Here is a 12,890-nt window from a genome sequence, read left to right on the forward strand (position 1 = left end):
CATCGTTTGAGTTTTTTGTTCACCACTTATAGCTACTATACTCGCCTATGCAGCTGCTTGATTTTCATAAATTTACTAAACAGCTCAAAAGAGCTTAATAACTCCCGTTAAATGGACTTAAATCGTTACTTCGGGTAAGCGAGTTAACTATGAGACGTCAGAAGCTAAATAAAATCTCTGCTTGGGTACTAGGATTGGCTATCTTATTGCTGAGCCATGTGTCTAATGTATCAGCAGAAATACAGCAATCCCCATCCGATCAAACCGTTGCGCGTTTTCTCTATCAAACCTCTTTTGGACCAACACCTGCGTTAATTAATGAGGTTAGGGAAAACGGGTTTGAGGATTGGATACAGAAACAAATCAACCTGCCAGCAACCTACCATCAACCACTTTATCAAACGCCTTTTTCTAAAGGCCTACAGTCAAACCGAGAAAATGCTTGGTATCAGATTGTTGTTACTGCTGAAGATCAGCTTAGGCAGCGAACGGCTTATGCATTGAGTCAGATCGTAGTCGTGTCTCGTTATGGCGGCGTTCTTTCCAGCAAACCTACAGGGTTAGTGAATTACTACGATCTGTTGGTTGAGCATGCGTTTGGCAACTACCGAGACCTGTTGTATGACGTTTCCATCCATCCAGTCATGGGGAGCTATTTGTCTATGCTCGGTAGTGCAAAAGAAAATAGTGCGACAGGAACGCTTCCCGATGAGAACTTTGCTCGAGAGTTAATGCAGTTATTCACTATCGGTTTGTATGAACTCAATTTAGATGGCAGTAAAAAGCTGAACCACGCAACAGGCAAACCTATCCCCACGTACAATCAAACTGATATTCAAGAGCTCGCGCGAGCATTAACTGGATGGAAAAATTCCGACATCGCATTCGTGAAACCGATGCGAGTTATCAGTCAAAGACACGACACCGGCGAGAAGCGATTTCTAGGGAACGTGATCCCATCGGGTCTAACCGCACAAGAAGAGCTTTCAAAAGTGATTGATATGTTGATGTCTCACCCAAATGTTGCTCCATTTGTTTCAAAGTTACTTATCCAACGTTTGGTCAGTTCAAATCCAAGCCCAGAGTACGTCGCGCGTGTTGCTACGATATTTAACAACAATGGGGAAGGAGAAAAAGGCGATCTAACCGCCGTTGTTCGAGCCATATTGCTCGACCCTGAAGCATTAGGGATGACGGATACCCCGCCTATAAAAGTGAAAGAACCGATACTGGTCCTGACTAATTTTCATCGAGCATCAGGTTTTACGGTTAAAGGATCACGTTACGAAGACGCAACAACGATGATGAACATCGCTAATCAAGGGCCGCTTCGTTCTCCTTCCGTGTTTAATTTTTACTCTCCAGACTATCAGCCGTCTAACGAGTTTACGGAGTCTGGTATTAACTCTCCAGAGTATGAACTTCTCAATTGGTCTGTTTATACCGATTTGGTCAACTATATGTTAACCAGCACTCGTAGAGGAGGTGGTGATTCCTACCACTTCGATCTTAACGAGTTTTATCTTCTTCTGGACGATCACCGTGCCTTAGTCGAATTGGTTAACTTGCGTTTCTTTGCTGGAACGGCTTCTGCTGAATTGAAAGAGCTCATGCTCACCGCCCTGAATGATTATCGTGGGGACTATGTGCCAACAACAAAACTCGCTCTAGTGATATTTACCGCCATTTCTGGCGACGAATTCTATATTCAGGATTAGGAGTGAATTATGGATATTTCACGACGACATTTTATACAAAGCACGCTATCGATGGGCGCACTAGCCTCTCTTAGTCTGCCAGGTTACTCTCTCGCAGCGCCATCCAATGACTTTCGAGCATTAATATGTGTGTATTTAGCAGGCGGAAACGATGCATTCAACACCGTACTGCCATTATCGGAGGCGCACTATCATCAATATTCCAAAGTCAGAGGGCCACTCTCTGTCGCCAAAGAAGACATACTCCCTATCAATTTGAGTGCTGTCGATAGCTCAAATCACCCAGTGAAGCTCGGCTTACACCCCAAGTTAAATGCGTTAACTTCCGTTTTCGAACAAGGCGATGCCAGCATCGTGCTCAATAGTGGCATTCTCAACCATCCCGTCACCAAACAAGCTATTGAGCAAGGTGAAGCATCACTACCCGAGCAACTGTTTTCTCATAATTCTCAAACAGACGCTTGGTTACTTGGTGGAATGAGCGAGTCTAAAAATCTTGGTTGGGCTGGCAGAATGTTGGATGTATTAAACTCTGAATCAGAAATAACACCGCTATACAGTGTGCATGGCAACTCGCTTTGGTTACGGGCAATGGAACACCGCCAAACCGTCCTGAAAAAAGATCGCGCAGTTCAGCTTACCGCGATTGATAACCCGCTATACAAGGGGATCTATGATCGCCTTCTCTCTCATCAAGCTGACAATCCATTTAATGGTCATTTTAATTTGATGGTTGATGAGTCGATGGTAATGAGTAGTGTCCTGAGCGAGCAACTCAACCACATTGCTGACGAGCCGCTGTTTACGTCATCGACGCTCGGCAAGCAGATGCAAACCGTGTACAAATTGATAGCAAGCCAAGATGTATTGAAGCAGCAACGACAAGTCTTTTTCGTTAAACACTCTGGGTATGACCTACACGATTCGCAACTGGCACGTCATCCAGTGTTACTTGAGGATCTCGCGACAAACCTTTTAGCAATGTATCGTGCGGTCGAACGGTTAGGGCTAAACAAGCAAGTCACCTCTTTCACTATGTCTGACTTCGGTCGACGGATGATGAGCAACGGAAATGGTACCGATCATGGCTGGGGTGGCCATCAACTATTAATTGGAGGCGCGGTAAATGGGAAACAACCTATCGGTACATGGCCGGAACTAATACTGGGCGGAAACGATGATTACTCTCAAGGCCGACTCATACCCAAAATTGCCGCTGATCAAGTTGGTTCAACACTAGCACAGTGGATGGGCGTGAGTGATAACGCGGCACTGGAATACGTGTTCCCGAACATCCGTAATTTTACTCATTCAAACCTGGGTTTTATGTCGTAAGATATTTTACAGGTAGCTGTAGAACACATCATCAAATAAGGGAGCCTCGCGCTCCCTTACTCATTTTATGTTTGCAAAGTGTCCGTTACACCTCGTCGCGACGGCGTTCGTTACACAGCTTAATGGCACGCTCAAGTAATTCTAACGCGGATTGCTCACATTCAGGCAGAACCGCATCACTTTCGCCAATTGGCGTTACGCGGTCACCCCATTTCAATACTGCCGCACCCCATGTCAAACCTGCACCAAATGCAGCAAGAAGCATATTATCACCTGGGTTAACTCGACCTTGCTCTACCGCTTCACACAATGCAATTGGCACCGTCGCAGCTGAAGTATTGCCATAGTTTTGAATGTTAACAAACGCTTTGTCGTGTGGAATTCCAGACAGGTCACACAAGGTTTGAATAATACGAATATTCGCTTGATGCGGAATCACAACATCGATTTGTTCCGTCGTTAACTGTGATGCTTTCAGTACGGTTTTCGCAGCTAGCCCCATACCTTTTACTGCACGTTTGAAAATTTCTTGTCCTACAAAGTTGAAATCCCAGTAACCGTTGTCTTCCGCAAAGCGATCCATACAAGTACCAAACTTTGGTACGGACAGAATATCGCGGCCTTTTGCGTCACAACCGATTTGAGACTGTAGTAAACCCGTTTCTTTTTCCGTTCTTGATAACACAACGGCGCCCGCACCATCACCAAATAGAACAGCGGTATCTCGCATTGCCCAATCGATGTAGAAAGACAATCTTTCCGCACCAATAATGATCGCGTTACGATAGTTACCTGATTGAATCAAACGTGTGCCCGTTTCTAGGCCATAGACAAATCCCGTACATGCGGCATTTAAGTCAAAGGCAGCGGCTGCACGAATACCTAGGTTCTGCTGTACCTTAGACGCGATATTTGGAATCAATGAATCTGGTGAACAAGTCGCCACAATGATTAAATCCACGTCTGTTGCATCGACGCCTGCTCGAGCTAATGCATGTTTAGCAGCAACGGTCGCCATGTCTGACGTGTTTACATGACTAATACGGCGGTTTTCGATACCAGTGCGGGTACGAATCCACTCATCGGAAGTATCGAGGAAAGTGCTAAGATCATCGTTAGAGAGCACGGCTGGCGGAACACATTTCCCCCAACCTGTAATTTCAGCGTAGTAATTTGTCATCGCAGACCTATTTATTGTTGTATTTTAATAAAATTTCTTAGAACCTTAGGCTCAAATACAAACCTGCGCTGCGTTATTTCGGCAGGTTAAAAAATAAGTATACAAATAATGAGGCTGACTGGTAAGTCATGTTTTCATCAATACGTAATAAAGGAAGAAGTCATGTCATCGTTTAAAACTCGCTGCCCTTCGTGCGGCGGTCTAAATCGTGTCCCTAATGAGCGCGTTGCCGAATCTGCAACTTGCGGTAAATGTAAAAGTGCACTTTTAGACGGCTCGCCTATCGAAGGTACACAAGATAACTTTTCTGCTCTATTACAAAGTGATATGCCTGTTGTAGTAGATTTTTGGGCCCCATGGTGCAACCCGTGCGTTGGTTTTGCTCCTGTTTTCTCTGATGTTGCTCATGAGCAAGCCGGAACGGCTCGTTTTGTTAAGATTGATACCGAAGCTCAACAACAACTTGCGGCGCAATTTGGTATTCGCAGTATTCCTACCATTATGGTTTTCAAGAATGGTCAACGCGTTGATATGATCAATGGTGCGTTACCTAAAACTCAATTCGATCAATGGTTAAATCAAGCACTTACTAAATAATCTTCCACGCCAACCTTGTTTGTAGGTTGGCGTTTTTATGCAACTTATCAACCTATCTAGTTAACAAATATTATTTGTCGAAACGACTTAAATTTATCATTTTACTTGCCTAACTATTAGCCTCATATTCGCGCCGAATAACCCTTAGATTTCATTTAACTTATAGGCGCAAAACAGTGGAAAACACAGTCGTTCCTGCAGCATCACCACGAGTTACAGTTCCAGTCGTCGCACTGTCTCTTTATGCGGTGGCTTCGGGCTATTTAATGAGCTTGATCCCTCTCATGCTCGGTGAATACAACATCTCAGCAGATTACGCGAGTTGGTTGGCGAGTGTGTTTTATGGCGGCTTATTAACCGGTGCTATTTTTATTGAACGTATCGTACGTCAAGTTGGTCACCGTAACGCGTTTATTGGTTGCTTGGCCGTATTTTCGCTAACTATCGTCACACTACCCGTGTTTGCTAACGGATTGATGTGGCTTGCCGCTCGCTTTATTGCGGGTATCGCGGTTGCTGGTGTTTTTGTCATTGTTGAATCTTGGCTAATGTCTGGAGACGAAGCATCGCGTGCGAGACGTTTGAGCTTGTACATGCTATCGCTTTATGGTGGTTCAGCATTAGGCCAGTTTGGTATTGGCGTGCTTGGCGTAAGTGGCGGCGTTCCGTTTATTGCGATCACGACGTTGATCCTAATGGCGATGCTGGTGCTAATGTTCATTGAGTGTGAGCAGCCAAACAGCCATGAATCAACCGCTTTATCATTTAAGCAAATTGCCAAACTAAACCATGCAGCAATTATTGGTTGTGTTGTTTCAGGTTTGACCTTAGGTGCGATCTACGGATTAATGCCAGTTGAGTTAACTAACCGTAAAATTAGCCATCAAGACATTGGTACATTGATGGCGCTAGTGATTCTAGGTGGCATGCTAGTTCAACCAATGGTGACCGCGTTAAACAAATACATGAGCCGCACAGTGCTAATGGCGTTTTTCTGTATTTTGGGTATTTTTTCGATCGGTATGACGTTTATTTCCTCGTCAGCCGTGGTATTGGCTGCTGCATTATTCTTTTTAGGTGCAGCTACTTTTGCCTTGTACCCGATTGCAATCAACTTAGGTTGCGAAGGACTTGATGAACGCTTTATTGTCTCTGCGACACAAGTCATGCTGTTTAGCTACAGCATCGGCTCTGTTGCTGGTCCTGTTGTCGCTGATAAATTTATGGGCCAAGAACACGGCTTGCTAGGCTACTTGTTTGCCGCTTTGGTTGCGACGGGCGTATACATGCTACTTGCTGCGAGCAAAACCAAGCAGCGTATGGCCGCTGGCCTCTAACCACGCCGCTTCTACTCAACGAAAACGAGGGCATGTCGCCCTCGTTTTTTTATTCTTCGCATTTTTGTTTAGATAAACGCTTGTGACGGTTTGACGCGTTCGCTGCAGGCTTTTCCGGTACCATTCGCTTTTCATGAAGCAAATGACGAACCGCCAAGATGGGATGTTTCAGTAACATTCTGGGGCCAGAGTAACGCATGACCAAACGCATTTGTTCTTTCGGCTCTGGTTTGTAGCAGTGAATCGGACATTTATTACACGTCGGTTTATTCTCTCCATAAGGACAGCGGTCGAGGCGCACTTCTGCGTATTCAAGCAGCTCACGACATTCTGAGCATAAGTCACGTTTTGTTCCATGATGGTCATGACAGTAAACCTCTACCATGGCTTTTACTGTCTTAAATTCAGTGGCGAGTTTGCCAAGTAAAATATCGCTCATGCGCTATCCAAAAATCACAACATCATTGTGTAAAGTTCTAACGTGCGGCCATTATCATATTGCTGCTCAACTCGTTCAAACTCAAAGCCCAGTTTTTTGAGCAAACTTATACTACGAATATTGTCATTGTTGGTGATGGCAACCAAATTATCGAGTTTCATTTCCTCTCTAGCGTATTCCAGCACTGCGGTTGCAGACTCCGTTCCGTAGCCGTAGCCATAAGCGGAAGGTAAAAATCCATATCCGAGATCATAGTGTTGTAATGTGTCACGTTTAACCAACCCACAAATCCCGATGGGTTGCCCATCTTCTTTCTTCTCTACAACGAGTAAACTCACGCCTTTAATTTGTTGCATGCGTAGCATGTTTTCTTTTATGTAACGCGCCGCTTCATATTCGGTACGAATTTGTTTGTCTCCGACAAAACGGTAGAAGTCTGGGTGGTTATAAAGTTCTAGTATAAATGGTGCATCATCTACACTCACAAGACGCAGTATCAAACGTTCGGTGTACAGTGTTTTCATTTGGGCTCCATTAAAACGCGATAGATGATTGGACATAGGAACGTACTTGAATTTTGCGACCGATACCGGCGCTTATTTAGTTGTAACTTGATAAAAAAGTAACTATCCTGCCTCGCTAAATTAAAGGACCACCACCATGAACCGCAAGAAGAAAATCAATCAGATCTTGAAAGCGAAGCAGAAGAAGCATAACGCTAAGCTACATAAGAGCAATAAGCCGCGTTATATCTCCAAAGCTGAACGCGCGAAAATGGAAGCTGAAGAACAAAACCAAGCTTCAGAACACACGGAAAACGTTGTAGACACAGCGAAGACAGATCAAGCCTAAAAGAAAAGCCGCTTCAAGCGGCTTTTTTGATATTCGGAGATAGTTAGCTTTAGTATTCGACACTGTAGTTCAGTGTGAATGTGCGACCTCTTCCTTTGTAGTCGTACGCTGCTGCATCGTAGTGTGCTGCATAAAGAATCTGCGCACGTTGTCCCCAAGCGGTTGTGTAGTCTTCGTCAAATAGGTTTTGAATACCAAAACCTAACTGCCCGATAGGTAGTGTTACGTTACCAAGAAGATCAAACGTAGTGTATCCATCTAGTTTATTGTTTGCGTCATCTTCGTAATCAAACATCGTCTGGCTTTGTAAACGTACTGAATAGCCATCCTGATAGTAAGCCGCCCACGCGTTCGCTTTTGATGTACTTGCTTTACCCGCACTTAGATCTTCCCACTTACCGTTGGTTTTAAGCTCAGAAACCACATAGTGACCTGATGCACCTAACAAAATATCACGGTTTACCCAGTAGTTAATGTTTGCTTCGGCACCGTATACACGTTGCTCGTCATCAACATTGGTGATTAGGAGCGTCTTCTTGTCATACTTGATTGAGTTATCCGAAACCGAGTAGAAACCCGCCGCTTGCAGTGCGACAGTATCCGTATCTAATCGGTAACCAATTTCATAGCTGTCCGTTTTGATGCCCGACATTTTTGAGTCAGATACATTAATGCTATTGTTCAACGCGTAGTGACCATTTGCATCCGCGGCATCGTAGCTACCTTGGCCGTAGTACTTTGCAGGATCAGCGAGTTCGAAACCTTGAGAGAAGTTCGCCCAAAGCTGAGATTCATCGTTAAGCTGATAAATGGTGCCCAAATTAAATAAGCTCACAGAGTAGTCAGTGCTGCCACCTGGTACCGCATCCGCTGATACACCATTACCCGATGCGATCTTCTTTTGTATACTATAGGCAACAAAATCATCAATCTTATTGTCCATGTATTGGTAGCGGTAGCCTGCTTGTACTGACCAATCTTGATTGATTTGGTAATCCCCCTGGACAAACATTGCGTAAGACGCCACATCAACATCAGGGTAACGCCCCACTTCGGCATAGGTTCGATTAATTAAGTTCCCAGAGCTGTTCGCAATGGTTGGATCGAACAGAGCCTGGTTACTTTCAAAACGGTCTAAGTACGCATCGACACCATAAACAAGTTTGAATGACTCCCAGCTTTTAGCTAACGCTAAGCGCCCAGCAAAAACTTCTGTTTTTTGTTGAGAGGCACTTTGGTAATAAGGAGTAAAGGTTTGGTCTTCACTACGGTAAGATAACTCGCCTATCAGTTGATGACCGAATACGCTGTCGTGAGCGTAGTTCGCACTTAAGAGAACTCGCTCTGTACCATGTTCACGGTCGGAATCGAACCCCTCTCGTACATCAACAAATTTATTGTTAACAATGTACAAACCGTATGGCGAATCTTGCTGGCTGTCATAGTATTGTGCGACAAGGTTTAACTTGCTGGCATCGGAGATTTGAATCTCGGTCGATCCCATAACATCGAGCGTTGAATTATACTGCAAGGAGCCCTGTGAAATGTCTGGGGTGACAATGTCGCCATTTGCGTCAAATGCACCTTGTGTCTCGGTGTACACAACCGAACCTCTAGCGGTAATTCGCTCATTACCACCCGAGATAGACTGAGCGAGTTTGTAATCAAAGTCATCGCTGCTATTAAAGCCTGTAGTGCCACTCACGTAGGATTCAAACGACAAGTCATCCGAGTACGCTTTCTTGGTGATAATGTTAATAACACCACCAGTAGCGCCTGCACCATAAATGGAGGTTGCACCAGATAGTACTTCAATTCGCTCGATGTTGAATGGGTCTATTGCGTCTAACTGACGACTAATCGGGCGAGAAGACTGTAACGAGACACCATCAATCATTACCAACATTGCTCTACCGCGAAGGTTCTGACCATAGTTAGTTCGACCACCGGTGCCGACGTCTAAAGAAGGGATGGTGGCAGAAAGAATATCACCCAGTGTCTTGCCCGCACGATATTGCTGAGCAATCTCTTCTTGGCCAACAAACCAAACCGTTCCTGGAATATCGGAGATCGATTTCGGCATCACACTGCCTACAACAACCAATTGCTCATCGCTCGGAGTCGATGTTTGTTGAAGATCTTCTGCTGCTATTGAGCTAACTGCGTATCCACTGCTCATCGCAAGTACGATGAGATTGAAAGAAAACGTCCTTTTCATCATTGTATTTATCTTTTTGTTGTCAACAAGAGTATGCAATGATACTTATTCTCACTCTCAAATCGAGCACTGTTACACAAGTTAAATAAATGTTAATTAAGAACCTTCTTGCTGATAAGCTGTCGATTTTCCTCTAAACGAGGACAATCTGCACAAAGCTTTCTGCCTTCACACTTATAGACTAAACAACAACTTTTTCTTACTAACTTTAGCGGCTGATCAGATTCCGTCTCATGAAGTGAGCGGCTATTATCAACATCCAAACCCATTGCGCTTAGCCACAAGACCGCATGCTCCTGAAGTGTCGAGTTAGTCATTTGCGGAAAGCGCTGTTGGAGACGAATTAAACAAGCCATGATTCCGTCCGACATCAATTGATGGGTGAAGCCAGGACGAATGCGTGTCCATTGACTCATCTCTTGTTGATAGAAGTCGAACAGTTCTCGGATTTGACGCCCCGCCTCTTTTATCAACGCCTCTGGCTCGCCATGTATATGCGCTTCGTCGGAGAATCGGTACCCAGAAACAAAACAAGGTTTGAGGTGCTGCGCTATCTCGCGAATGTTTGGCAACGTGTGGTAACCGTAAATAGAGATGAATGCGACATAAACTGGCTGCCAACAAAGTAAATCCCACGTTCTTGTCAACCAATATGCTTTTCCCGCTTCCGGATGAGCCTCCGAGATTTGCTGGTAAAGGCCTTGGATGATCGGGTTGATATCATTTTCGATATGGATAGCTTCTTGCCCTATCTCGCCGATATCACCGTGTAGGTAAGGTGTTATCTCACTCGAAGTTTGAAACAGTTGCGGGAAAAATTGCTCAGACATGATGGCTTATTGTAGTTGTATTCATTCTGACACCTTTATACCCAAGCACTAATCGCAATGCAAACTATTATCCTTTGCGTTTTCATAACAAAGAAACACTCTTAGGGTTAGCTATGACTGTATTTCCGCGTTCTGTGAAACTGTAAGGTCTGGTTACGTATGCGATGAATAGCAACAAACTCTTAAACCTCTTCGCATTTAACGCTCACATGATCGCAAAAATACACAGCATAAAAACACCCTGATAAAACTGTGTTAACAGTTCACCTGTGTAGCGTGAGTTATTGCCAATAATTGAATATTGCTGTTTCTTATCCAGCGGATTGTGAACAACATGAAGTATTTTCTTTCTGAATATCGAGACAATACAAAGAGGTAATTTGGCTATGTAGCCCTCTGTTTTGAATAAGGAAATCCACATGTTGTATCTTGAGTTTCTATTTTTGCTCGTGATGCTGTATATCGGCTCACGTTATGGTGGTATAGGCCTTGGGGTCGTATCCGGAATTGGCTTGGTGATTGAAGTCTTCATCTTTAAGATGCCGCCAACCTCTCCTCCTGTCACCGTCATGTTGATCATTCTAGCGGTGGTAACATGTGCTTCCATTCTTGAAGCCGCTGGCGGTTTGAAATACATGCTGCAAGTTGCCGAGCGTGTGCTTCGTAAGAACCCAAAACGCGTCACCCTTATTGCTCCGTTCGTGACTTACTTTATGACCTTCCTACTTGGTACAGGTCACGCGGTTTACTCTATCATGCCAATCATTGGCGACGTTGCGCTTAAAAACGGCATTCGTCCAGAGCGTCCTATGGCTGCCGCTTCTGTCGCCTCTCAAATCGCAATCACAGCCTCGCCAATTTCAGCGGCCGTAGTTTACTACTTGGCGCAACTCTCTGATATTCAACACGAGATCACTCTGCTCTCAATTCTGCTCGTTACTGTACCTGCAACCTTATTCGGTACGTTGTTGATGTCACTTTACAGCCTAAAGCGTGGTAAAGAACTAGACGACGATGAAGAATACCAAGAGCGTTTGAAAGATCCTGTGTGGAGAGAAAAAATCCTCAACACAACTGCAACGTCTCTTGATGAAGTACTACCAACAAGTGCTCGTAACTCTGTATTGCTGTTCATTGCATCGATCTTGGTTATCGTCGTTATCGCGATGTGGCCAGACATTCGTACCATCGTAGATGGCTCGAAGCCAATCAGCATGGCGGTTGTGATTCAAATGATGATGCTCTGCTTCGGCGGTATCATTTTGCTTGCGACCAAAACTGACCCGCGTGACGTACCAAATGGGGTGGTATTTAAATCTGGTATGGTGGCGGCGATTGCTATCTTCGGTATTGCATGGATGTCAGATACCTACTTCCAGTACGCTATGCCTCAATTTAAATCCGGCATCGTAGAGATGGTAACCAACTACCCTTGGACATTCGCGCTTGCGTTATTCATCGTGTCGGTTGTGGTGAACTCTCAAGCTGCAACGGCTCGCATGATGCTACCTGTTGGTCTCGGCTTAGGTTTGGAACCTGCGCTGCTTATCGGCTTGATGCCAGCGGTATATGGCTACTTCTTTATTCCCAACTACCCTTCAGATATCGCGACTGTGAACTTCGATACCTCGGGCACAACTAAGATTGGTAAGTGGTACTTCAACCACTCATTCATGTCTGTGGGCTTAATCGGCGTGATTGGTGCGTGTTGCTTGGGTTACTTGCTAGGGCAAATGATCATTCCTTCGTAACTAGCCAAATCAACGATAAATTAGAGGCGAGTCATTGTACGTTTTCGTACAGCCTGAGTGACTCGCCTTTCTTTATTGCACTATTAACTACAGCAAGAAATCGTCATCAATCGCGACAAAATTGTCGGCACAATCAATCAGAGTTTGAGATGTAAGTTTAGGTACACCATAAACGGTCACCGTTTTATTGAAGCGCTGCTGAATTCTCTCTACTAGCAGACTAAAGTCTCCATCTCCCGAAACTAGAATCACTTCCTCAACTTCGGGAGCAATTTCAATTGCATCGAGAGTAATACCCACATCCCAATCGCCTTTCGAGCTGCCATCACGACGCTGGATGTAGGGTTTAAGCATCACCTCAAATCCAACACCGCGTAAAATGTGATGAAACTGACGTTGTTTTGGATCGTTACTCGCGATGGCATAAGCACGAGCACTTACCACCTCTTTCCCTTGTGTGGCGACATACCAAAACTGGTTGTAATCAAAATTGCTTCGATACGCTTCGCGACAGGTGTAATACACATTCTGTACATCAACCAAAATGGCGATTTTTTGTTTGCTTTCCGAACTCATCTATTTCTACGCTCAATTTATTTGCTGCCTACCCTATGCCAGTTTTGGAAAAAGCAC

General features: G+C 44.6%; 12 protein-coding genes. 6 read left to right on the forward strand and 6 right to left on the reverse strand.

The window, feature by feature from the left end; genetic code table 11:
• The first annotated feature begins 149 nt into the window (after positions 1 to 149).
• Positions 150 to 1,718, forward strand: a complete 1,569-nt coding sequence (locus R7F67_RS16085) for a DUF1800 family protein (protein WP_017820182.1) — start codon at positions 150 to 152, stop codon at positions 1,716 to 1,718.
• A gap of 9 nt (positions 1,719 to 1,727) precedes the next feature.
• Positions 1,728 to 3,053, forward strand: coding sequence for a DUF1501 domain-containing protein (locus tag R7F67_RS16090; RefSeq protein ID WP_017820183.1), 1,326 nt, complete (start codon positions 1,728 to 1,730; stop codon positions 3,051 to 3,053).
• An 85-nt stretch (positions 3,054 to 3,138) separates the two neighbouring features.
• On the opposite strand, the gene R7F67_RS16095 is transcribed toward R7F67_RS16090, so the two are convergent.
• Complete coding sequence (locus tag R7F67_RS16095) at positions 3,139 to 4,233, reverse strand: ketoacyl-ACP synthase III (RefSeq protein ID WP_005387993.1); 1,095 nt, start codon at positions 4,231 to 4,233, stop codon at positions 3,139 to 3,141.
• Between the two features lie 162 nt (positions 4,234 to 4,395).
• On the opposite strand from R7F67_RS16095, the gene trxC reads away from it, so the two are divergent.
• The gene (gene trxC, locus R7F67_RS16100; RefSeq protein ID WP_005376074.1) at positions 4,396 to 4,830 is read left to right on the forward strand and encodes a thioredoxin TrxC; all 435 of its coding nucleotides are present in this window, start codon (positions 4,396 to 4,398) and stop codon (positions 4,828 to 4,830) included.
• 176 nt (positions 4,831 to 5,006) lie between these two features.
• The gene (locus tag R7F67_RS16105; protein WP_017634647.1) at positions 5,007 to 6,167 is read left to right on the forward strand and encodes an MFS transporter; all 1,161 of its coding nucleotides are present in this window, start codon (positions 5,007 to 5,009) and stop codon (positions 6,165 to 6,167) included.
• Between the two features lie 49 nt (positions 6,168 to 6,216).
• Here the strand turns inward: R7F67_RS16105 and R7F67_RS16110 are convergent, their stop codons facing one another.
• Together R7F67_RS16110 and R7F67_RS16115 are read right to left on the reverse strand one after the other, a co-directional pair.
• Positions 6,217 to 6,606, reverse strand: coding sequence for a nitrous oxide-stimulated promoter family protein (locus tag R7F67_RS16110; RefSeq protein ID WP_005387988.1), 390 nt, complete (start codon positions 6,604 to 6,606; stop codon positions 6,217 to 6,219).
• Between the two features lie 14 nt (positions 6,607 to 6,620).
• Positions 6,621 to 7,130: a GNAT family N-acetyltransferase gene (locus tag R7F67_RS16115; protein ID WP_005387984.1), complete on the reverse strand. Its 510-nt coding sequence runs from the start codon at positions 7,128 to 7,130 to the stop codon at positions 6,621 to 6,623.
• A 136-nt stretch (positions 7,131 to 7,266) separates the two neighbouring features.
• On the opposite strand from R7F67_RS16115, the gene R7F67_RS16120 reads away from it, so the two are divergent.
• Complete coding sequence (locus R7F67_RS16120) at positions 7,267 to 7,458, forward strand: DUF2986 domain-containing protein (RefSeq protein WP_171342947.1); 192 nt, start codon at positions 7,267 to 7,269, stop codon at positions 7,456 to 7,458.
• A gap of 49 nt (positions 7,459 to 7,507) precedes the next feature.
• On the opposite strand, the gene R7F67_RS16125 is transcribed toward R7F67_RS16120, so the two are convergent.
• Positions 7,508 to 9,679 carry a TonB-dependent receptor gene (locus R7F67_RS16125; protein ID WP_234499217.1) on the reverse strand — a complete coding sequence of 724 codons (2,172 nt, stop codon included), beginning with the start codon at positions 9,677 to 9,679 and terminating at the stop codon, positions 7,508 to 7,510.
• Positions 9,680 to 9,768: 89 nt separating this feature from the next.
• Complete coding sequence (locus R7F67_RS16130; protein ID WP_054575961.1) at positions 9,769 to 10,506, reverse strand: siderophore ferric iron reductase; 738 nt, start codon at positions 10,504 to 10,506, stop codon at positions 9,769 to 9,771.
• A 419-nt stretch (positions 10,507 to 10,925) separates the two neighbouring features.
• Here R7F67_RS16130 and R7F67_RS16135 point away from each other — a divergent pair, with 419 nt between their 5' ends.
• Complete coding sequence (locus R7F67_RS16135; RefSeq protein ID WP_005376060.1) at positions 10,926 to 12,257, forward strand: anaerobic C4-dicarboxylate transporter; 1,332 nt, start codon at positions 10,926 to 10,928, stop codon at positions 12,255 to 12,257.
• 87 nt (positions 12,258 to 12,344) lie between these two features.
• Here the strand turns inward: R7F67_RS16135 and R7F67_RS16140 are convergent, their stop codons facing one another.
• Positions 12,345 to 12,833: an NYN domain-containing protein gene (locus tag R7F67_RS16140; protein WP_005387978.1), complete on the reverse strand. Its 489-nt coding sequence runs from the start codon at positions 12,831 to 12,833 to the stop codon at positions 12,345 to 12,347.
• Between the last annotated feature and the right edge of the window lie 57 nt (positions 12,834 to 12,890).

The sequence above is a fragment of the Vibrio sp. YT-17 genome (assembly GCF_033337375.1).
Taxonomy (GTDB): Bacteria; Pseudomonadota; Gammaproteobacteria; order Enterobacterales; family Vibrionaceae; genus Vibrio; species Vibrio alginolyticus.